Consider the following 22,763-nt stretch of genomic DNA (forward strand, 5'->3'; position numbering starts at 1 on the left):
CGGTAATAACAAACTATACTTTGATAGCATACGAAAAAGCAATTGATTACGCTATTTTTCAACACTTAGACCAAAAGCAGAAAAAGCAAATAGTGATTATAGACAAGGTACTTTCTAACATACAAAAAGCCCTTCATGCTTTTTGTCTAAGTGTTGAAACCATCCACAACATATCTTAATCAACATCTACTCTTCATTAAGAATTCTACCCCTTAACAAACAGATAGGCTGACCCTAAACGAGCCAGCCTATCTAATCATTAACTTATGCTTCTTGTGCTACTGGGTATACGCTAACTTGTTTGCGATCACGACCAAGACGCTCAAATTTAACGATTCCGTCAACTTTTGCGAATAGTGTATCATCACCACCACGACCAACGTTTACTCCTGGATAGATTTTTGTACCGCGTTGACGGTAAAGAATGCTTCCACCAGTTACTAATTGACCATCTGCACGTTTAGCACCTAAACGTTTTGAAATGGAGTCACGTCCGTTTTTAGTAGAACCTACCCCTTTTTTCGATGCAAAAAACTGAAGATCTAATCTTAACATTTCGTTCCACCTCCTATTTAATTATAAGTGATAGTTACGTATTTTCCATAATCTCTTTCAATTGTTTCTAAAGAAACAATCATTCCTTTTAAAAGAAGTTGAATTTTCTCACTTGTTTCTTCCGGAATATTATCTGGAATAGTACAAGAAATAAATCCTCCATCTTTTCCTTGCTTAATAATAGGAGTAATGCCAGTAAGGGAAATAACGGCATTAATGCTTCCAAATGAAACAGCCGATACTCCAGCACATACTATATCATTCCCACTATTGGCAAATAGGGCATGACCACTTATTGTAAACGAATGAATGAGACCATTGCTTGTTTTGTCAATCGTTACTTCGATCATACAAATCCAACCTTAAGCGTTGATTTTTTCGATAACAACTTTAGTGTAAGGTTGACGATGACCTTGCTTTTTATGATAATTTTTCTTCGCTTTGTATTTGAAAACGATGATTTTCTTTTGACGGCCTTGTTTTTCAACTTTAGCTGTAACAGTAGCTCCTTCAACAACTGGGCTTCCTACTTTTACATTTTCTCCGCCAACGAAAAGAACTTTATCAAAAGTAACAGTGTCACCAGCTTCACCGTTTAATTTCTCGATGTAGATAGCTTGACCTTCTTCAACTTTGATTTGTTTTCCGCCTGTTTCAATAATTGCGTACATTAAACTGCACCTCCTTAATAGACTAAGACTCGCCAATGACAGGCGTTTTACTAGAAGCAAAAGCTTAATTACCTGTTATGTGCGGTTGTAGAGCACGGGTGCTACAAACAACATTAAAATACTAACATGTTTAAAAGATACTGTCAATCAAATTCTCTATATACGTAATGCGTAATCATTTAATCTTGCGTATAAAGTAGTCTGGCTTTGGAAATTCAGCTACTTCTATCTTAATGGCAAAGCCTAATACTTCTTCTAAACGTTTTTTATGAATATTTCCTTCGCCAATAAATAGCTTATTAACCTCTTCCGTTGCTTGTATCTCCACAAGAATAATATCCCTATTTCTATATTCCCAGAGCTCCCTTTCTAATTGAAAGGCGATACTCTCCGCACTCTTTACAACCCCTGTACCTTCACAAATCAAGCACTTACTATGAATCGTTTCAGATAAAGATTTCATCGTTTTTTTTCGAGTTAATTGCAATATACCTAACGATGTAAACCCAACTACTTTAGTTTGTCTATTATCTGACTTAAGTTCCTTAGCGATAACATCCATCACTTGCTTCTCTTCGGCTTCTTTCATATCAATAAAATCAATTAATATAATCCCAGAAAGATCTCTTAGCTTAATTTGTCTTGCAGCTTCTTTTGCTGCAAGAATATTTGTCTGAAAGACTGTTTGCTCGAGCTGATGCTTCCCTTCATATTTGCCTGTATTTACGTCAATAATTGTCGCCGCTTCCGCTTGATCAATAATCAAATAAGCACCGTTATTTAGCCAAACAATTCTTTTTAATACTTTTTCTATTTCTGTTTCTAAATGATATTGAGAAAAAAGGTTTTCATTTCCTTGATGAAAAGAAACCGTTAAATGCGGGAACAGCGCTTGCCAGTGCTTCTGCTCCTCTAACCTATCAACAATTACTTCTCCCTCTTTCATTTGTTTAAAAAGATAAAATAACTGTTTGTTAAACTCATTATTCTCCTGTACAAGCATAACTTTCTTTTGCATTGCCTTCTTTTCCAACTCTTTGTATTGCTGACGTAATGTTTCTAGCTCCTCTAGTAAATCTGCTTCAGAAGCATTTGCAGCTGAAGTACGAAAAATCAAACCTTCCATCTCTGACTTTATACGCTCCCCAAAGCTTCTTAAGCTTTTTTGAGCAGTATTAGATTGAATTTTTTTTGATACTGCTACATATCTGCCATAAGGCATATATACCAAATGTTCCCCTGACATCTCGATAATGCCTGATATTTTTGCACCTTTTGGTCCGGCTGCATCTTTTATAACTTGAACAAGTACCCGTTCTCCTTGGTTTATGTACGAGGATACACTTTTCTTTTTTTTCTCTTCTAACGCCCCCTCGTCCCGAACAAAGGAAATCATTTTTTCTCTAGGTAAATACGCGCCCTTCCCTTCACCGATATCCACAAAGGCAGCATTCATCCCTGGAATAACTTTTGTCACTTGTCCTAAATAAACATTCCCAACAGTCGTTTTATATTGTGGCTGTTGGACATAGATTTTTTCTACCTTTCCATCTATTAGATAAACAAATCTATTTTCTCTTGTTTTCATGTTCACAATTACTTGATTCAAAATCATACATCCTTTTTATCTTTATCTTATTATTTTAGCTTAGATGAAATGTATTAGTAAACTTAAGGATATATTTATTAAAGCTAACTTCAAATAGTGGATATTAAAACCCTAATCTAGTATTAACAAAATAAGTTAATACACATAGCAGATAAACGTAAACAATCTATATGTATACCTATAAAACAACCAATACATCCTTTATCTTCGCAGACACATTTTTTTCTTTAAAATAGACATGTAATAGCTCATTTTCATCAAGAATAGCACTCTCTTTCCCTCTAGTTTTTACGATAATGGGGTGCTTACACCCTCGATGAAATCGTTCTAAGACATCCAATATATGATCCTCTTCTTCCACTTCTAAAGGGAGTAATTTTCGGAAATCATTTGTTTTTCCATAATATCGTTCTAACAAGAATCGCATAAATAAGAATCTTCTTTGTTTCCATTCGTAAAAAATGGAAAAAAGCAAGAAACTGATAATAATCCATGCATTTAAATTCGTCGGCATCTTGATTAGAACAATAAGTAGAAATAAAGAAACTCCTAAAACAGAAAAGTAAAGGGTGAATTTATGAGACTTAGGAAAAGAATTTTTCAAGGAAAAGCAAAGAAACATTAGCTTACCACCATCCAGTGGCCAAATCGGAAGTAAATTAAATAATAATATCATGAAATTATAATGAACAAAGGTTTGATATAAGGAGTCTGTAAAAACTCCCTCTTGCCATAAAAGAAATCCAAGCCCTACTAGCCAAATATGTTGTATTGGTCCAGAAATAATAACAATTGCCTCCTCTAGCAACGGGCGATTTCCATGTTCATCCATTTCCGCTACTCCCCCGAATGGTAGTAAAGAAATTTTCTTTATTCTCCACGAAAAGAAAGCAGCTGCAAATGCATGACCTAATTCATGTATAAGGATAATCATAAACAATAAGCATAATTCATAAAAATGGGCAGTCATTACCCCGATAGCAATGACAACCCATAATAGTGGATGGATATGAAGGTACTTAAAAACACTAAGGAACCTATTCAATTTCTATCACCTGTAAAGGATCGATAAAATCATCATTTTTCTTTATCGCAAAATAGAATAAACCGAGTGTTTCATCTCCTTCATACCTTGAGGCCTTTCCAACCTTTGTTCCTTTTTTTATATTTTCGTATAATTTTACATCCACTTCTTCTAAATTTCCATACCACGATTCGCTTTGATCACTGTGCTTGATAACAACCGTTTTCCCAAAACCTTCTTTCTCTCCTATAAAGGTAATTTGTCCTTCATTAAAAGATTGGACGGTTGTATCCGATCCTGTTTCTATCGCAATTCGTTGCCCGTTTTTTTGAAATTCCTCTAACACTTTACCGGATGCAGATAAGGTATATTGCTGTAATTGCTCTGTATCCTGCACCACTTCTTTCTGTTCTGGTAGAAAGGCTAATGGTTTTCCAAATTTATCTTCATACCAATCTGAAACAACCATAAAATTAAAATCATTCGACATTGCTTGTCTAATTGTATCCTCTACCTTTGCTAATTTTGTGGATGGGTGGTCTACAATGATGGCAACAGCAAGAAAAAGAATGGCTGCTCCTAAGATTTTCAACATAAATAGATCTTTGCGAAACAAGGGATGAATCTTCGGTGGGTAATTTTCCTCTTTACTTGTAAAACTATAATCGTAGTTATCCTCTTCATCCGACCATAGCACTCTGCTATCAATATTTTTTTCCATCCTCGCCCGTTCTTTTCTTCTTCTTTCAATTTTTTTTCTAACATCATCGTTTCTTGACCCCATTTACTCCTCTCCCCTAACATACTTGTCCTTTTATCCCTATATTTATGTAAGGAAAAAGAAAAGTATGCCTTTAATCAAGTGGAAGAGATAAATGATTAAGTATGAATTCATCCCCACTCGCAAACAGGAAAATACAAAAAGCCCTGTAAAGCAATAGATTGATCTTATTGAATCAATCTATTGTTTTACAGGACAAATTTAAAAACAAAGCCTTATCTCAAATCATAATAATTTAAACCCTACTTATTTCATTTATCCAGCACAAAATAGAGATAGAGTTCTGTCTTTACTCCTTTAAAAATCTTCGCATACGTCCTAATTATGTACGTATAGTAAAAAATCGCTATCTTACTATATTATCTAGCACCGAAGAATGTCTTAATTTTAGCAAACACACCTTTTGATTCTTCTTCTAAGTGTTGCAATGGAACTGTTTCACCTAAAATTCTTCTGGCGATATTCCGATAAGCAATCGCAGATTTACTATTTGGGTTTAAAGCAATTGGCTCACCATTGTTAGAAGCTCTAATAACAGCATCATCATCTGCAACAATCCCTAATAAATCAATAGAAAGATGACTTGTTACCTCATCAATATCCAACATGTCTCCATTTTTCACCATATGATTTCTAATTCTATTTATAACTAGCATTGGTCGTTCCATTTGCTCTTCTTTTTCCAGTAAACCAATTACTCTATCCGCATCTCTTACAGAAGATACTTCAGGAGTAGTAACCACAATTGCTTTATCCGCACCAGCAACCGCATTTTGATATCCTTGTTCAATACCTGCAGGACAATCAATAATAATATAATCATAGTCCTGCTTTAAACGAAGGACCAGCTCTCTCATTTGATTTGGTCGAACAGCTGTTTTATCACTCGTTTGAGCAGCTGGAAGTAAATATAATAGGTCATCAAACCTTTTATCTTTTACAAGCGCTTGATGAATTTTACATCTTTCCTCTACTACATCCACTAAATCATAAATGATACGATTTTCTAACCCCATTACGACATCAAGATTTCGTAAGCCAATATCTGTATCTACTAAACAGACTTTCTTTCCTTGTAACGCAAGTGCTGTTCCTATGTTTGCAGAAGTGGTTGTTTTTCCAACTCCACCTTTACCTGATGTTATAACAATTGCCTCTCCCATCTTAATATCCTCCTTCCAATTTCAGCAAATTTGGTCTTAAATGTGGTAATACTTGTAATCTATCAATCTTAATGGCATTGTTATTCACATATGCACATTCCATTTCTCTTGTATTTTCAGAAGATGAATTGGTCATTTCTCTCTCGATAAAATGACTAATCCGGATTTGCGTCGGCTTCATAATAGATGCCGCAATAACTGCATCATCATTCCCATTATATCCAGCATGGGCAATACCTTTCAACTGTCCCATGATATAGATATTACCACCGGCTATTACTTTCCCACCGGGATTGACATCTCCAATTAGCAATAAATCACCTGGCACCTCAAGTATTTGTCCTGAGCGCACAATACTGGTAATTGATTTCACTTCATTTTGTCTTAACCAATTCTCCGCTTCTTTCTTCGTTACTAAATTACTATTAATCGATTGGACAGACAGATTTTGTTTTTCCTGAATTAAATGAACAATCTCTTCCTTTTGCTCATCGGTTACATATCTATTCCCAAGCTCTACTGTTACTTTTAAATCCCGATTTTCATTATGAAGGCTTGAGCTCTCATTTAATTTATACTGGAGTTCTCTTAATATATCCTCGTATGAACAATTATCATTAAGATGTAGACCTAGTCCATTCTTCGTTCCTTTAATTGTTACTAGCTGCCTTTTTTTCATTTCAAGTTGTTCACCTCTGTAAGAAAAGCGTAAGCGTCTCCCTTTCATCTGACAGACACAACTACATAAATAATCCTTTTAAATAACTTTGCTATATAAAAGGATTGTAGTCTTTCAAGGCAATAGACGCAAATGCTCGATATCGTTATACTTATAAATCTTACTTTGCATAAAAAAGCGCAAACATCCTAATCAAATAATGAATGATTATCGAACTAACTATCGCCATGACTCATTAAACAATACTTAATCAATTCGATCCAACATTTTCATTTGATTATGGTGAGCACTTTAGCTAATGCATTCACTCTTTTCATAAATGCGTTTAAAGATGCAAAAATAAATTTCCCATTCAACGTTTGCTTTTAATCAGCGTACCATCTTAATATCACTCTAGCATTTAAGGACTTTAGACCTCTAAACAATGGTTGCTATTTCCTATTAATATCATTCGACAAACGTTTTTAAAATTCCTTTTCAAGCAAAATATATTTATCGAAAATAAGAAAAGCACTAGCACCGTACAAATTAAAAGTGGTGACTAAGAGAAAAGAAACACGAATATGGTTAGCTATTCAATGAGTCCTTACAAAATGACATGCCTACATTTTGCTGGGCAGTTAACCACTTGCTACTTGAATAGCCTTCAATAGATTTATCCTTTCGAAACTTTCGAACGAAAGCCAAGTCTCCAATCAAATAAATTTCAGATTGAAGACAAACAAATTGCCCAATCTGAAATTTATTTACATTCTAACTATATCATTCTTTTAACTCAGCTGCATACTTCTCGAATAATCGTTTATATGGATATGCGACAATCATGATAAAAATAAGATTTAGCCCTAAAGTAGGCATAAGTCTTAAATGAATAAAACTTGCAAAATCAATCGTTGTTAGATTTATCACTTTTATTACTTGATAGACAATCATTTCTAATGCCGAAACTGCAAATAGACTCATTACGGAAACCACAACAATATTACTATGAAAAATTTTCATCAATTTATTAAATATATATATAATAAAAGGAAAAGCAAAAAAATAAATACCTAAAATCTCTGTATAGACGATATCAAAAAGCAAGCCAAATACGAAACCATAAATTACGCCTACATTTCTATTTCCATAAATAGAAAAGAAAAGAATGGTAATTAGTAAAAAATAAGGAACGAAAATCCAATTTTTTCCGAAAGGGTCTGTTGGAAGTAATTCTAAAAAAACACTTTCTAAAATAAACATGAATGAAATTATACAGCCAATTAAAACTTTTCTCATTGTTCATCCTCTTCAGGAGATAAAGCTTCCCGGTCTACTACCATTACATGTTCAATATCATAGAAATCCGCTGCTGGATTGATAAATACTTTTTTCTGAAGACCATTTTCATCTGGTTCTACTTTTTCTACCATTCCAATAGCTAACCCCTTCGGAAAGACTCCACCCATTCCTGATGTTGTAACAAGCTGTCCTTTTTCAACCTTTAATCCATTCGGTACTTCTTCCCAAGTCATTATCAATTGCTTAGTTTCTTTATCATAATCTGCAATAATTCCAAAAACTTCCGTTTTATCTTTATTCTTTTCTTTTTCCTTATCCGTCGGCTGAATAAATGCAGAGATTCGATTAGCCGGATCTTCAGAGCTCAACAGCTGTACAGTAGCCGTATTTGGTGCAACTGATTTAATTTTCCCAATTAATCCAGCAGCAGTAATAACAGCCATATTTTTCTCTACGCCATCATTTTCTCCTCTATTAATGGTAACTAACTCCGTCCATTGGGATGGATTTCTTCTAATCACCGTTGCTTTCATTAGCGTATAATCACTTAACGATTCTTTTTCTTCCAGTGTTTCTTGTAATGCTTGGACATCTTTTTTGAGACCTTGAACCTGGTATTTAAGCTGAGCATTTTCCTCTAGCTTCGCCTTTAATTCCTTATTCTCTTCGTATGTATCCCGTAAAGATTTGACATTATCAACAAAACCCACCACAAAATGGGCAGGTCTGGAAACAAGGGTTTGAACCCAGCCGGTTGTATCTTTTACGAATTGCTCAGGCCAGGTTAATTTATTCCGATCACTTAATGAAAACCCTATTAATGCCACGAGAATAATAATGCTAACTAGCAAAATAATCAGGCGTTTATTCATAAAAAACTGTGGCATGCTTATACACCTCGAGTAAAATTATCGTGAATCTTTTGCTTTATTTTTGAATAAGTGAATATGATCTAAAGCTTTACCAGTTCCAATAGCAACACAATCTAATGGATCTTCTGCTATTACGACAGGCATGCTCGTTTCTTCACTGATAATTTTATCAAGATTTCGAAGCAATGCTCCACCACCGGTTAGAACTATTCCGCGATCCATAATATCAGCTGCCAGTTCAGGAGGCGTTTTTTCTAGTGTTACTTTCACTGCATCTACAATTGCAGCTACAGTATCCTTTAATGCTTTTGCAATTTCATCAGCAGTAATTTTGATCGTTTTTGGTAGTCCGGTTAATAAATCTCGACCGCGAATATCCATATTTTCAATTTGATCAGGATTTCCAGCACTTCCAATTTCCATTTTAATGCTTTCAGAAGTTCTTTCCCCAATCATTAAATTATACGTTTTACGTATGTAATTAACGATTGCATCATCCATTTCATCTCCAGCAATTCGAATCGATTGGCTAGTAACAATTCCACCAAGAGAAATAATCGCAACTTCTGTTGTACCACCACCGATATCTACTACCATGCTTCCTGTTGGCTCCCATACTGGAAGATTTGCTCCAATTGCTGCAGCAAACGGTTCTTCAATGGTATAGGCATCTCTTGCACCTGCTTGGCGCGTTGCATCAATTACAGCTCTCTCTTCTACTGCAGTGATTCCTGATGGTACACAAACCATTACATATGGTTTACCCGAGAAATAGCCTTTATTTTTTATTGCTTGCTTAATATAGTATTTCATCATCGTTGCAGTTGTTTCATAATCAGCAATAACACCATCCTTCATCGGACGTAACGCTACCACATTCCCTGGTGTTCTACCAATCATATTTTTCGCATCATTTCCAACTGCCACAATGCTTTTTGTATCTGTTTGCAGAGCAACCACAGATGGTTCTCTTACTACAATTCCTTTTCCTTTAACATACACAAGTGTGTTCGCTGTTCCTAAATCAATTCCAAGATCTCTTGTTCCAAAACCTAACATAAATGTATCTCCCTTTCTGAAACTAATGCAATATTATAAAGTAGGTAAATATTCTCCTCTTTGTAATTATCTTCTAAATGTTGCTTATCTTTATTTTGTCATGATTAGTGATGATTAGTCATAACTAGACATAATTAGCCAAAAAATCATAAATAATATTATAGCTCATATCTTCTCAAAAGAACAGCATCATACATAGCCTTTTTCTTTTAAGCTGATAAATTTATTTTCCCCAATTATGATATGATCTAGCAAATCAATCCCTATTATTTTTCCACATTCCACTAATCTTTTTGTTACTTCAATATCTTCTCTACTTGGAGAAGGATCTCCTGATGGATGATTATGAAGACAAATTATGGAAGCGGCAGATCTTCTAAATGCTTCTTTATATACTTCCCGAGGATGGACAATACTTGCATTTAAACTACCAATAAAAACTACTTGCTTATGCATCACTTGATTCTTTGTATTTAAATATAAACAAACAAAATGCTCTTGCGAGAGGAATCTCATTTCATTCATCATGTACTTCGCAGCATCTTCTGGTGATCGAATACAATATCTATCAGTGAATTCTAAATTAGAAACACGTCTACCCAGCTCGATCGCTGCCATCAACTGTATAGCTTTTGCTGTTCCAATTCCTTTTATTGCTTTTAACTCATCAAGGCTAGCATCCTTTAATAATCGGAGTCCATCAAAATGAATTAAAAGCTTATTCGCTAATGTTAGTACGGATTCATTTTTCGAACCTGTTTGAATCAATATAGCGATTAATTCATGATTTGCCAAGCTTTCTGGTCCCTGTTTAATAAAACGTTCTCTCGGTCGTTCATCATTTGGAAAATCTCTTATTAACATAGAATCCATTCTTTATTAGTTCCTCCCTTTATCACTTGATTTTGGGAAGAAAAGAATAAGGGACCTTTGATTTAATTAGGGCATACTAAAGCCTAGTGCTTTCAATTCGCGTACTGTTCGAGAAATCGGAAGACCAACTACGGTGAAATAATCTCCTTTAATTTCTTTCACTAGTATTCTACCTACTCCTTGAATTCCATACGCACCTGCTTTATCAAACGGTTCCCCGGTGTCTAAGTAATCGTGTATTTCTTCCTCTGTTAATTCCCAAAATAGCACGTCAGTTTTTTCATAAAATGTGGAGCATTTGCCATTTGCCATAATAGCGACACCAGTATACACAGAATGCGTTTTTCCTGAAAGCTGACTCAGCATTTGAAACGCCTCCTCTCTCGAATGAGGCTTACCTAATATGCAGCCATCTAAACATACTACCGTATCGGCACCAAGTATAAATGTTTCTTTGTCATCGGAATAGATAGCTTCCACTTTTTTTCTCGCTAAATACATGACAATTTCTTCAGGAGAAAGGGAAGGTTCAAAGCTTTCATCTACATTACTACTGGATATAACAATTGGTATTTGGAGTTCTTCAAGGAGCTCTTTTCGTCGAGGAGAAGAAGAGGCCAATATGAGGGTTTTCTTTAACATTATTACACCTACCTACTATTTCAAATTGAGAGATACAAATTAATCCTATCAAAGAATTGCAGGATATACAATTTTGAAACGTAATTTTTTATCTAACGGTAAATAAAATGTAATATGACGAAATCTGTAGAAATATTTACAATATTATTTTTATATAGTAATAAACGAAAGCTCTTTTGGTCATTTACGTCTATATCGCACATTCTAAAGAAAAAAATAGTACATGGAATGTATATAAAATAAAAGAGAGCTTTTCGTTTTCAACGAATTTAGCTCCCTTTTAAATTTCAATTTAATAATCATAATGCTACATAATCAGCTAAGTAATCTAATAAATGCTGTTGAACAGTCTCTATCTCTTTTTCACTACTATTTTCTTTTAAATTCAAAGTAAGCTCGCCACCCTTTGCTAAGTGAGTTGCCATGTTTTTAATTTTTTCATTTATGATAGTAGAGATTTTTTTCTCCTCGACTTTCGTGAGCTCCTCCTCTAACTTACTCCTATTTTCAGCTGAAATAGATTTATCAAATTGAATACTTGTCACTATTTGCAGAATAGAATAATAGATGGCTGGCGATCCTTCAATAAGTTCTTTCTCTTCCTTGGATACATTCTCCACTTTTTTTCCATTAAAAATCATTTCTTTTGCATACGTACCTTCTACTTGCTTTTGCCACGTTTTTGCATCTTCCAAATTGCTAGCAACTCCCAATAAAAGGAATTGTTGCCCATCAATCGGGAAAACTTGACTCGTTTTTCCTGCTTCTTTTAATTTTTTTTGCTCATTTTTGGCTCGCTCTTCATTAGAAAAAATATCATCTTGAAGGACATAAGTAGTAATATCTTCCTTCGAAGCAACTGCAGAAGAAGCAACAACTTGTCCATCATTCGTTGATTTATTGGCTGAAGCCGTTATATTTCCATTGCTTGAAGTAGTCTGATCATTACTTACCATATTTAATAATATAACACCAAAACTAGTTCCTAATATGACCGCAAAAAAAACTGCAAAGAAAATAGAAGCAACTATTTCCTTCGGCAAGCTTTTTTTCTTTTCCTCTTTTGTTTTGTTGCTCTTTGAAAAAGTTGGCTTGTCCTTTTTATTAAAAGGCGCTTGAAAGGTAAACATGCTTTTCTCTTTGTCTTTTACCGGTATTTCCTCTGGTGTTGGAAGAATCCAATCAAAGCTTTCTTCTAACTCTGCTTCACTTCCTGCTGCAGACTCTTCACTAAATACACCCTTTTCTTTCTTAACGTTTTTTTGGTCCTTATGAAAAACAGAAGGTTGGTTCTGCTCCATCACTTCGTCAGTATCCTTATTTTGGAATGGACGGTCTTTTCCGTTGATTTTAATCGTTATTGTTTTTCGATTCTCCGGTTTTTCACTCACTCGTCCTACCCCCATTTTCATTTATTTTGTTTATCCTATCATATAAATAAAAAAAAATAACAAGACTTTTGTCGTCTTGTTATAGAATGATTTCGTCAAATTATTTAATTATTCGCCAATTAATTAGCAAAAGGATTTATTTTATTACTAGGGGATGGCACATCTAGCTTAGGTAAACTTTCTTGTAAATCTACTAAATCTGGCATGTAGAAGACCGAAAAAGTAACATAAAAAGTTAACAAATTATTTTCTTCCTCTATTGAAATAGTCGTTCTTTCTTCTTCACCAGAGAAATTAATATTTCTCACTAACACAATCCGTTCATTATTCTCCATTTCAGAAATAAACTTCTCCAGCGCAAAATAGTCTTTCGCACTTATTTCAAGTGTTGCAGTCATTTCCTTCATACCAGAGGGCAATTCTATAGATGGCAATTCTTCCTCCTCATTATTTTCATTTGCTGTTTCTTCGTCTACTTCTAAACTGGTGCTTTTATCAAATTGTTCTTGCAATATCCCTTCCTCATCTGCCGAATCAACTGCTACTTCTCCATTACTAAATACCATATTCTGGATCATCGTTTCCGAAATGATTTCTGCTTTTTCGATATCGATTAGTAATTGATCCGTTAATGGTTTTACCGGAATATTTTTTTGCAATTCGAACGTATTTTTTTCTCCAGTCTCTTTCTTTTCTTGAATATTCGTTTCAATCACAGATAGAAGCTGCTGTTCCGTTTCTAACTGATCATTTTTTTTATTATTTTCAACAATTTTAGGTTGCAAATAAAAGAAATACATTCCTATTAATAAACAGATTAGGATCAACATACTACTTATGGTAAGCAATTTATTTCTATCAAGGTTCATGAATTGGAATCTCCTTGTTCTTCCTCTTTAATCGTTTCTTTGTTTAAGAAGATTTGAAAGGAACCATTGTATCGTTGTACATCTTGCTCTGTTGATAGAGCACCCTCATCAACGGAAGTAGTAATAGTCGTTACCGAGAGTTTGGAGAGTGTAACATCAGTAATCCATGCTGAATCCATCATTCTCTTTAAATAATAGGCAGCTTCCCTGGTTGTATCAAATTGAGCCTCAAGCTGAATCGTTCCATCTTCATTATAAAGAAAAGATAAAATATATCCTCTTTCAGGTAGATAGGATGTTAGCACTCTTATTATAGGAACCGTTTTTACGGGATAATTCTCCGCCCAGATTACAGCCTTTTCTAATTCTGCTGCTGCATTTGAATTTTCATAAGTAGTCAGCATCGTTTGTGACGTTTCCACTTGTTCCTTTATAGTATTCACTTGTTTTGCTAATGCATTATTCTTTTTCTGGATAGAATGGCCAATGAATAACATAGCAATCAAACAAAGGATTGTAGCTCCAACAAATATAAAAAGAATATAGATTGATTTATTACTTCGCCTTTCCTTTTTCGGCAGTAAATTGATATCCACTAACATTTATTTCACCTCTTTTAAAGCTAATCCTAAAACAAGGTGAAAGGCACTTGGTAAAGATCGCTTGAATCCAGTTAATAAGCTATCTACTTCTGGCAAAATAATTGGTAGATCAAACTGTGAAGATAATTCCTCTTTAATGGTTGTTGATAACATTGGGTGATCACCTGTCAAAATGATTTTCGTCAATTGCTCTCTTCCTTGATGAATGGAATAACGATAAAAATCCATCAATCTGTTTACCTCTCGAAAAACATTATCATATTCAAGCATTAACTCTTTCATATCTCCTTGAAAGCTAAGCTCTGATTGCTGTGACCGATTTACTCGCAGTTCCCACTCGTCGCGTATAAAGGTAAGCGGCAAAAAATGGGCAAAAATCGGATATCCGTGCTCAAAAATAGTAATATTGACATTTTCTAAATCCATATGTACAAATAATAGTCTTTCCTCTTCCGCAGCTGTATAAAGTCTTTCATATAAACGAAAGGAAGCTAGTGAGGAAATATCTGCAGCAATTGGATATAGTTTTGCTTCTGTTAGAGCATCAACATATTCCTGTACTAGTTCTTGTTGCGCTGCAATTAAAAGAACTTCCTTTTTCTCTTCTTCTTCTTTTAAAATAACTGTATCAAAGACAGGCTCTTCAAATGGAAGATGGATGGATGTGCCAATTTCTAAGTACAAATACTCATTTAATTCGTCCTCTTTAATATCTATTGGAATCGAAATTTTTCGTATAATAATTAGCGCATCTGGTACTACAATTTGTATGTCCCTTTTCTTTATCTTCCATATCTCTGCACATTCTTCGAGTATTAACTGTAAGCTCTCTTTATTGACCACTTTTCCATTTCTAATGATTCCTTCTGGTAAGACTCTCTCTCCCCATTTAATCGGCAGAGGGGGATTAATTTGTTTCATTTCCATATACCGAATGGAATGATCATTAAAAATAAGTTGGACAGTTCTTTTGTTTCGAAACAACCCCATATTATATCTCCTTATATGTTAAGAAGTTGAAAGTAAAAAATTATTAGATTTGATCCATAAAAATAGGCGATAAGTGTCCCTAAAACAATATATGGACCAAACGGAATTGGCTCCCTCTTCTTAAAATGCTTTAATAACATTCCAATTATACCAATTACAGCACCAAATAAGGAAGCAAGGAAAAAAGCTAATAGAACTAATTTCGGTCCTAACACAAAGCCAATAACAGCAAATAACTTAATGTCACCGCCGCCCATGCCGCCCTTACTAATAACTGCTAGGAACAGCAATAAGAAAAAACCGACGGCAGCCCCTGAAATAGAGAAGACCCAAGTGGTATGAGGAATTATTATTTTTCCTATAATAAGGATTATAGAAAAGACAACCAATACTTTATCTGGAATGATCATATAAGCAAGATCGGATACTAGTATAATCATCAACAAGGAAATGAGTGTCCAAGCAACGAAAAGTTCACTTGTCCAGCCTAATTTAAATGGTGCCAAAATAAACAAAAGACCGGTTATCAATTCGACAATCGGGTAAATAGGGGAAATGGCAGTCTTACACTGACTGCATTTCCCCCTTTGAAAAATATAAGATAATACAGGTATTAATTCATACCAATTTAATGTATGTCCACATTTCGGACAGGCTGAACGCGGAGTAACAATCGACTGATTGACAGGGACTCTAAGACCGACTACGTTAAAGAAGGAGCCGAATAGGAGTCCGTATAGGAAGATTAGGAATAGCATTATTTTCCCCTTTAGCTTATTGATTATTGTATATCTACTTTATTTTACATCATCCCTTGATAAATCTGCTTCAGGAGTTTCAGTAATCCCTCTCTCACTACCGACTAATTTAGCGGAATAACTGTACTTACCTTCCGTACCTTTTGTAATTTTCACATAAGAAACACTAGTAGGAGCAGCAGTCGTTGTTTCATTTGTACCTTTAGTGTAATCACCACCATCTGGATCTTTCACTGTATCTAAATAACCTTGTTGCTCTAAATATTCCATTGTTATATATTTAGAATCTTTACTCGGCAATAACCCCGTATCCGCCGAAACAGCCAATTTAGCAGAGTTAATCATTTGCTGTGCGTTTGCCACATGCGCATCTTTCTTTGTGTTATCGATAATTTTCCCTACACTCGGCACAGCAATTGCTGCAATGATTCCAAGAATAACGACAACAGCAAGTAGCTCAATTAACGTTAACCCTTTTTGATTTTTAATGCGATTTATTATTTTTTTCATATTTCATTGCCTCCACTAGTCATATTTTACTATTATAAGTAGTACTTTAGCAGATTCTCTTTTTAAAAGAAAGATTTATCTTTTCGCAAAATTAAGTATTTTTCTTAATAATTATCCACTTGATTAAAAATTTCAAACATTGGTATCATCAGCGCTGAAACAATAACTCCTACAAGTCCTGCCAGTAGGACAATTAACAATGGCTCAAGGATTGCTTTTAGCCGATCTGTACTAACTTCCACTTCTTTTTCATAAAAGTCGGCAACTTTTCCAAGCATAAGGTCTAATGACCCAGTTTCTTCTCCTATGGCAATCATTTGAGTAATAAGAGGAGGGAAGGCCCAATGCTTTCTCATCGGTTCAATCAACGACTGGCCATTTTCCAAGGCAGTGTGCGATTTATTAACTACTTCAGCTATTACTTTATTTTCCACTACTGATTCTACAATGGATAGCGCCTGTAGAATTGGCACAGAACTCGAGAATAAGGAGCTTAATGTACGTGTCATTTTTGCTAGTTCTGCCTTCTGTAGTAGCTTCCCTATAATCGGCATCCTTAATACAGCATAATCCAAATAATATTTAGACGTCTCATTATTTCGCAATAGCATAAATACAATCGTAAATAGAATTACAATTAAGGCTATTAACCACCAAAATGATTGTACAAAGGCACTTGCATCTAGCACAAATTGTGTAATAAACGGTAATTTCCCACCTAAGCTAGCAAACATTCCAACAAAAATTGGCACAACATAAATTAATAAAAAGATAACAACTCCTATTGAAAGCAACCCAACAGATGCTGGATAAGCAAGTGCAGAAATAATCTTTTGCTTCGTAAAATGCTGTCTTTCATAATGAATTGCCAAACGCTCAAGCGTTTCATCCATATTTCCGCTTACCTCTCCAGCTCTCACCATGTTGATGAACATGGATGAGAAAACCTTTCGATGCTTTTCAGCGGCATTAGATAGAGGATTTCCTTCTCTTAAATCCTCTTTTACTTCTTTTAAAACCTTTCGCAGCGCTTTACTCGTAGTTTGTTCTGCAAGAATTTTCGTTGAATCAATTATAGATATACCTGCTGATAACAGAGTGGCGAACTGTCGTAAATAAATAACCATATCCTGCAATTTAACAGGATTCCCTATGACTATATCCTTTGTAAAGAACGATTCTTTTATTTCAATAATTTCTGTAACCCGAACACCTTGATCCCTTAGTAAAAATAAAGCCTCCCGCTTTGAAGAAGCGTTAATGTTTCCTTCTTTTTTCCCTTGTATCGTTCTCCCCGTGTACTTAAATCGAGCCATTGATAGACAACTCCTGTAAATATTGCGCAGCTACTTCTTGATGAATATGTCCCCATTGAACAAGCTCTTTAATGCTATTTTCCAATGTTACCATCCCTTGTGATTTGGATGTCTGCATGATATTCATAATTTGATGAATCTTTTCATTACGAATCAAGTTAGCAACTGCTGAATTGTTTAGAAGAATTTCCAAAGCAACTACTCTGCCTCTTTTATTAGCCGTTGGAAAAAGACGTTGAGACACAACGGAAACTAATACAGAAGCTAATTGAATTCGAATTTGTTGCTGTTGTTCTGGCGGGAACACATCAATAATACGATTAATCGTTGCCGGTGCTCCAGAAGTGTGTAAGGTTCCTAGTACAAGATGACCAGTTTCAGCTGCTGTTATTGCTGTTTGAATGGTTTCTAAATCTCGCATTTCCCCGACTAAGATAACATCTGGATCTTGCCGTAATGCAGCACGCAGACCGTTTGCAAAATTATTTGTATCAAATCCTACTTCCCTTTGATCAATAATCGACATGCCGTGAGAGTGGTAATATTCGATTGGATCTTCGAGCGTAATGATATGCTTATGATAAGACTCATTTAAATATCGAATCATTGCTGCTAGAGTAGTCGATTTACCACTTCCAGTTGGTCCAGTCACTAGGACAAGTCCTTGTTGCTTTTCTGCAATTTTTCGTAAAATAGCGGGCATTCCAAGCTGCTCGATTGAAGGAATAACGGTTGGAACAATTCTTAATGCAAGAGAGACTTGTCCACGTTGTTTAAATATATTGACTCTGAAGCGGGAAAGATCCTTTATTTCATAGGAAAAATCCAATTCTCCTTTTTCTATAAAAGTATCCCATAACGATTCAGGCGCAATTTCCTTTGCCATTCCTTCAGTCTCTGCTTTCGCCAATCCTTCTTCGCCAATCCTTCTCAAATCTCCATTAACGCGGATAACAGGTGGGATTCCGACCGTTAAATGAACATCAGAAGCTCGATTTTCATAAGCAGTCTTTAAAATGGTATCTAATTTTTCTTTCAAGATATTCCCCTCTATTCAGGAAGAACGACTCTTAATACTTCTTCCGTTGTTGTAATCCCCTGTTTTACTTTTAATAAACCATCATCAATTAAGAACACCGTTTTGTCCTTTTCAGCTTGCTCTCTTACCTTAATAAATGATTCCCCGTTCATAATTAATTTTCTTATTTCTTCATTCATAACTAGCACTTCGTGAATCGCGATTCGTCCACGGTAACCGGTCATATTACAGGAAGAACAACCTTTTCCACGAACGACACGTTCAATAGACATTCCTCTTCTTGCAAAGATTTCTATTTCTCTTTTTGTAGCCTCTTCCTCTTGTTTACAATCTCGACAGACTTTTCTCACTAAACGCTGTGCGACAATTCCATTTAAAGAAGAAGCTACTAAAAATGGTTCTACCCCCATATCAATTAGACGAGTAATTGTTCCGATAGAATCATTCGTATGAAGGGTACTAAGCACTAGATGACCAGTTAAGGAGGCTCTGATTGCGACTTCTACTGTATCCTTATCGCGTATTTCCCCAACCATGATAATATTGGGATCCTGTCTTAAAATGGAACGTAAACCGACGGCAAAATCCATGCCTGTATTTACATTCACTTGAATTTGATTGATTCCTTCCAATTGGAATTCAACTGGATCTTCAATCGTTAAAATATTTACTTCCTCATTATTCAACTGATTAAGCGCTGCGTATAAAGTAGAAGATTTACCTGATCCTGTTGGACCAGTTATTAGCACAATCCCATTCGGCTTTTGCAGCATTTTATTAAATAACTGTAGATTGTAAGGATGAAATCCAAGTTTATTAATATCATTCAAAGCACTACCTAAGTCAAGAATCCTCATAACAATTTTTTCACCATATATAGTCGGAATTGAGGAAATTCGCAAATCTACGGGATGCAATTCTAAGTTAAACTTTATTCTGCCATCTTGGGGTAGACGGTATTCCGTAATATCGAGATTGGCCAATATTTTTATTCGCGCAATTAAAACACTTTGCATATGCTTTGGCAAAATTCTTTCTGTACGAAGAACCCCGTCAATTCGATAACGAATAGTAACCTTTGTTTCATGGGGATCAATATGAATATCACTAGCTTTTGCATGAATAGCATTTGTTATTAACTGATTGACTAACCTAATAATAGGGGAATCTTGAACGACATTTAAATCAACTTCTTCCTCTTGCTCCACAGGAAATAGTAATTCTTTGAATTCATCATCTACATCATAATATTTATTGATAGCCCGAATAATATCATCTCGGGTAGCAATTGCTGGTTCAATTTGAAATCCAGTCGTTAAGCGAAGATCGTCAATCGCAAAATAATCCATTGGATCTGCCATTGCAACAAATAATTTATCGCCCTCAATTTTTAATGGAATAAGAAGATTTCTTTTTGCCGTTTCCTTTGGAACTAGGGAAAAAAGATTTTGCTCAAAAGGATAACGATATAAACTAATATGTGGGATCCCTAGCTGAAACTCCAGAACCTCTATTAATTGTTGTTCTGTTATTAATCCTTCTTTAAGCAAAGCATCTCCAAGTTTTTGATTAGGACTTTTTCTACTTAATGTCTCATTTAATTGCTCTTGTGTAATTAGATGAGCTTCTATTAATAAATCCCCTAGTCGCTTACGTGTATTCTTCATCATCATCTTCCTTCACCTATTTGGTATTATGCATGAAAAACGACATTTTCCTTAACTTGTTATTCTTTGGCTAGTTTCCGTAAAGTTTCTTGCTATAGGTGAACAGCCTTTATTTTTCAATCATTTGGCTATCTTCTATCGAATCATCTGTATCATTATTTAGGTCTTCTGAATTTTTCTGATTACTAGTATCATTCTCATTCTCTTCACTAGAAGGCGATTCCTCATCTGGTGTATTATTATCATCTATCTCCTCATCTAACGGTGTCTCTTCGCCAACTTCATTCTTATCTGTTGACTCTAAGTCATGTCGAAGTCCTCGAACTTCCACTCTATAAATAGGGGGATAATAGTCAAAAGATACTGTTTCCCTTTTTAACTGTTCTCCCTTTTTATCCAATACTTCTTTGATAACAGTAGCAGCTATGCCAGATTTTCCTTCCTGTTTAACCTGCACCTGATTTCCCTCAAGCAATGAATCAAATTGAATAATCGTTTTCGGCTTATATTCTTCCTTTTTTTCAGTAACAATCTTATAAGCATAAGGAAATTCTTGCCCTTTTAATTGAAGGATTAATTGATTATCCTCCAATTTAAGAGCGATTAAATACGCATCTTCATTTGGATTAGTAAAGCGTAAATCTAATTTTTCACGAAAGCTTGCTTTTGCTTCATAGCCTAATTCTACATAATCTGGAAGTTCTTCACTAATAGTACGCTCTCTTAATTCAAAATTCGTTTCTAGCACTAATTGATATATACCTGTAGCTAGCATACTTAGTGAATCATCCTTAATGGTTTTCTGATTGACATCTTCTAATAGTCCTAATAAGGAAAAAGTGGTTTTTGGTAAAATCGTTATTTCTTTCATGGAAGGAATAACTGCCTCTAGCTCTTCTTTGTTATCAAGCACTGATATTTCAATAGTATTCACTATATCTTTTCCAGAAACATAGGAGGCAAAATAATCTTCTATTATTAATTCTTCATCCACTTGAAGAACCGTAGCACTTTCCAATAATGCTGATTTTAAAAGATCGATATCGATATCCTCCATGGAAAATGAATTATATTGCTCTAATTCTGTTTGTAACACCTCTTCGTTTACTTCTACCGCAAACGTATTTGAATGATTCCCTATTATATTCTTTAGTGTTTGTTCCACATCAAAGGCAAATAAATCATTATTAACCTGTACCGATTTTTCTTTATACTGAAACTCATATTCAGCATTTTCTTTCCAATCTATTAGAAGATTTTCAAGCGTCCTTTTCGCTTCTAATTCCGTTAAGCCGCCTATGTTTACCCCAGCTACACTTGTGTTGAGAGGATAGACCTTTTCTTTATCTTCCTTCTGAAGGGCATAGACTCCTAAACTGGTGCCGCCAAAAAGAAAAAATGTTGCGATAAAAAGCCTGATAAATAATGTGAAAGTTTTTTTATCCATTCTATTTTCTACCTTTCTAAAAAACGCCTCTAGAGAATCTTTGTATACACTTCTAATTAGTACGCAGCTTTTTAGTTATTATCATTTGATGAATCACTATTATCCAAAATTCTTATCTTTTCTAGTCTTTCTAAATAGCGTCTGTTCGGTTTTTCTTCTATCTCCTCTAGATGATTTTCTTCTTCCTCATTCATTTTATTTGCATGTAATTCCTCTAAGAAAGCTTCAATCGAGTTTTCCCTTACAACCACGTTATCATTTTTCCAATAATCCTCTTTAGGAGGGGATCCTATTGGATCAAATTTAGCATAGGACCATTCCTTTGCCTCATCTTGCTTAGTTAAGTCTTCTGTTTCTTGTAGAATAATGAGATCTTCAGAGCCTTCGTTCCATTTTTCAGGAAAATCTACTTGCGAATCTATTTTTTCTTCTTCTATTGCCTCTATTGGATTGGAAGTTTTGTTGTCCTCCTTCTCTAATGAAGGCTCGCTCTTTGCAGTAATTATTACTTCCTCATCTTCATCTAATCCCGCTTTGTACTTATTCATGTCTTTTGCTGTAAAAGTTGTAATATATTCACTATGTATTTCCTCTTTAAAGAAAAAAGGCGAGTTTTTCTTCAGAAATAAAGGCAAAAGCAAGACCAAAAGCATGAGACTACCTAGGCTTAAAATAAAATTCTCATATAAATATTGTATAGCTAAACCAATATTCGAAAGCACAAAGGCCAAGATTACAATCATTACTCTTCCCTTCATAGTCATACTAGAAGGAAAAATAACAAAAACTAATGTAATAATTAACAAACAAACGATAGAAATTAATAATACTTGCATTTAGCATCACCACTATTCTAAATAGTAAGAACAAACTAGATATCATCTATTTTTTAATGCATTTAGACCTATAAATTTTCGTTTTTCTTATCTTATGTATTGTATAATAGAATCAATTATTTTAAAAGA

The 22,763-nt window shown here is 34.7% G+C and carries 24 protein-coding genes and 1 other annotated feature; all 24 genes read right to left on the reverse strand.

From position 1 onward, the window contains the following. Positions 1 to 264: 264 nt before the first annotated feature. The 24 genes from rpmA to NYE52_RS15345 all read right to left on the reverse strand — a co-directional run bounded on the left by rpmA (position 265) and on the right by NYE52_RS15345 (position 22,634). Positions 265 to 555: a 50S ribosomal protein L27 gene (gene rpmA / locus NYE52_RS15230; protein ID WP_016201696.1), complete on the reverse strand. Its 291-nt coding sequence runs from the start codon at positions 553 to 555 to the stop codon at positions 265 to 267. A 17-nt stretch (positions 556 to 572) separates the two neighbouring features. Next, complete coding sequence (locus NYE52_RS15235) at positions 573 to 905, reverse strand: ribosomal-processing cysteine protease Prp (RefSeq protein WP_341193856.1); 333 nt, start codon at positions 903 to 905, stop codon at positions 573 to 575. 12 nt (positions 906 to 917) lie between these two features. Then, the gene (gene rplU / locus NYE52_RS15240; protein ID WP_016201698.1) at positions 918 to 1,226 is read right to left on the reverse strand and encodes a 50S ribosomal protein L21; all 309 of its coding nucleotides are present in this window, start codon (positions 1,224 to 1,226) and stop codon (positions 918 to 920) included. A gap of 15 nt (positions 1,227 to 1,241) precedes the next feature. Beyond that, positions 1,242 to 1,323, reverse strand: a sequence feature (ribosomal protein L21 leader region). A 78-nt stretch (positions 1,324 to 1,401) separates the two neighbouring features. Then, positions 1,402 to 2,835 carry an Rne/Rng family ribonuclease gene (locus tag NYE52_RS15245; protein ID WP_341193857.1) on the reverse strand — a complete coding sequence of 478 codons (1,434 nt, stop codon included), beginning with the start codon at positions 2,833 to 2,835 and terminating at the stop codon, positions 1,402 to 1,404. Positions 2,836 to 3,013: 178 nt separating this feature from the next. After that, positions 3,014 to 3,880 carry a M50 family metallopeptidase gene (locus tag NYE52_RS15250; RefSeq protein WP_341193858.1) on the reverse strand — a complete coding sequence of 289 codons (867 nt, stop codon included), beginning with the start codon at positions 3,878 to 3,880 and terminating at the stop codon, positions 3,014 to 3,016. Further along, positions 3,873 to 4,643, reverse strand: coding sequence for a M23 family metallopeptidase (locus tag NYE52_RS15255; RefSeq protein WP_341193859.1), 771 nt, complete (start codon positions 4,641 to 4,643; stop codon positions 3,873 to 3,875). Before NYE52_RS15255 ends, NYE52_RS15250 begins: the two co-directional genes overlap by 8 nt. Positions 4,644 to 4,999: 356 nt before the next feature. Continuing rightward, positions 5,000 to 5,803, reverse strand: coding sequence for a septum site-determining protein MinD (gene minD / locus NYE52_RS15260; protein WP_341193860.1), 804 nt, complete (start codon positions 5,801 to 5,803; stop codon positions 5,000 to 5,002). Between the two features lies 1 nt (position 5,804). Continuing rightward, positions 5,805 to 6,482, reverse strand: coding sequence for a septum site-determining protein MinC (minC, locus tag NYE52_RS15265; RefSeq protein ID WP_341193861.1), 678 nt, complete (start codon positions 6,480 to 6,482; stop codon positions 5,805 to 5,807). Positions 6,483 to 7,244: 762 nt separating this feature from the next. After that, positions 7,245 to 7,760: a rod shape-determining protein MreD gene (gene mreD, locus NYE52_RS15270; protein WP_341193862.1), complete on the reverse strand. Its 516-nt coding sequence runs from the start codon at positions 7,758 to 7,760 to the stop codon at positions 7,245 to 7,247. After that, complete coding sequence (gene mreC / locus NYE52_RS15275) at positions 7,757 to 8,650, reverse strand: rod shape-determining protein MreC (RefSeq protein ID WP_341193863.1); 894 nt, start codon at positions 8,648 to 8,650, stop codon at positions 7,757 to 7,759. The genes mreD and mreC overlap by 4 nt, the downstream gene beginning before the upstream one ends. A gap of 21 nt (positions 8,651 to 8,671) precedes the next feature. Next, positions 8,672 to 9,694 carry a rod shape-determining protein gene (locus tag NYE52_RS15280; RefSeq protein ID WP_341193864.1) on the reverse strand — a complete coding sequence of 341 codons (1,023 nt, stop codon included), beginning with the start codon at positions 9,692 to 9,694 and terminating at the stop codon, positions 8,672 to 8,674. A 189-nt stretch (positions 9,695 to 9,883) separates the two neighbouring features. Continuing rightward, positions 9,884 to 10,558 (reverse strand): RadC family protein, encoded by a 675-nt coding sequence (radC, locus tag NYE52_RS15285; RefSeq protein ID WP_445669150.1) that lies wholly within the window; start codon positions 10,556 to 10,558, stop codon positions 9,884 to 9,886. A gap of 75 nt (positions 10,559 to 10,633) precedes the next feature. Continuing rightward, the gene (locus NYE52_RS15290; protein WP_341193866.1) at positions 10,634 to 11,209 is read right to left on the reverse strand and encodes a Maf family protein; all 576 of its coding nucleotides are present in this window, start codon (positions 11,207 to 11,209) and stop codon (positions 10,634 to 10,636) included. A 299-nt stretch (positions 11,210 to 11,508) separates the two neighbouring features. Continuing rightward, the gene (locus NYE52_RS15295; RefSeq protein ID WP_341193867.1) at positions 11,509 to 12,600 is read right to left on the reverse strand and encodes an SPOR domain-containing protein; all 1,092 of its coding nucleotides are present in this window, start codon (positions 12,598 to 12,600) and stop codon (positions 11,509 to 11,511) included. 119 nt (positions 12,601 to 12,719) lie between these two features. Beyond that, positions 12,720 to 13,469, reverse strand: a complete 750-nt coding sequence (locus tag NYE52_RS15300; protein ID WP_341193868.1) for a hypothetical protein — start codon at positions 13,467 to 13,469, stop codon at positions 12,720 to 12,722. Beyond that, positions 13,466 to 14,071, reverse strand: coding sequence for a hypothetical protein (locus tag NYE52_RS15305; protein ID WP_341193869.1), 606 nt, complete (start codon positions 14,069 to 14,071; stop codon positions 13,466 to 13,468). Before NYE52_RS15305 ends, NYE52_RS15300 begins: the two co-directional genes overlap by 4 nt. After that, entirely contained in the window at positions 14,072 to 15,061 is a 990-nt protein-coding gene (gene pilM, locus NYE52_RS15310; RefSeq protein ID WP_341193870.1) for a type IV pilus biogenesis protein PilM, read from the reverse strand. Positions 15,062 to 15,072: 11 nt separating this feature from the next. Then, on the reverse strand, positions 15,073 to 15,819 hold the full coding sequence (locus NYE52_RS15315; protein WP_341193871.1) for a prepilin peptidase: 747 nt from the start codon (positions 15,817 to 15,819) through the stop codon (positions 15,073 to 15,075). A 39-nt stretch (positions 15,820 to 15,858) separates the two neighbouring features. Further along, positions 15,859 to 16,329 (reverse strand): competence type IV pilus major pilin ComGC, encoded by a 471-nt coding sequence (locus tag NYE52_RS15320; protein ID WP_341193872.1) that lies wholly within the window; start codon positions 16,327 to 16,329, stop codon positions 15,859 to 15,861. A 104-nt stretch (positions 16,330 to 16,433) separates the two neighbouring features. After that, entirely contained in the window at positions 16,434 to 17,645 is a 1,212-nt protein-coding gene (locus NYE52_RS15325) for a type II secretion system F family protein (protein ID WP_341193873.1), read from the reverse strand. After that, positions 17,632 to 18,684 (reverse strand): type IV pilus twitching motility protein PilT, encoded by a 1,053-nt coding sequence (locus NYE52_RS15330; protein ID WP_341193874.1) that lies wholly within the window; start codon positions 18,682 to 18,684, stop codon positions 17,632 to 17,634. The genes NYE52_RS15325 and NYE52_RS15330 overlap by 14 nt, the downstream gene beginning before the upstream one ends. An 11-nt stretch (positions 18,685 to 18,695) precedes the next feature. After that, a complete protein-coding gene (locus tag NYE52_RS15335) occupies positions 18,696 to 20,354 on the reverse strand; it encodes a GspE/PulE family protein (protein ID WP_341193875.1) in 1,659 nt (552 codons plus the stop codon). A 106-nt stretch (positions 20,355 to 20,460) separates the two neighbouring features. Continuing rightward, on the reverse strand, positions 20,461 to 21,798 hold the full coding sequence (locus tag NYE52_RS15340; protein ID WP_341193876.1) for a hypothetical protein: 1,338 nt from the start codon (positions 21,796 to 21,798) through the stop codon (positions 20,461 to 20,463). Positions 21,799 to 21,869: 71 nt separating this feature from the next. Then, positions 21,870 to 22,634 carry a hypothetical protein gene (locus tag NYE52_RS15345; RefSeq protein ID WP_341193877.1) on the reverse strand — a complete coding sequence of 255 codons (765 nt, stop codon included), beginning with the start codon at positions 22,632 to 22,634 and terminating at the stop codon, positions 21,870 to 21,872. Positions 22,635 to 22,763 lie beyond the last annotated feature (129 nt).

The sequence above is a fragment of the Niallia sp. FSL W8-0635 genome (assembly GCF_038007965.1).
Classification (GTDB): Bacteria; Bacillota; Bacilli; order Bacillales; family Cytobacillaceae; genus Niallia.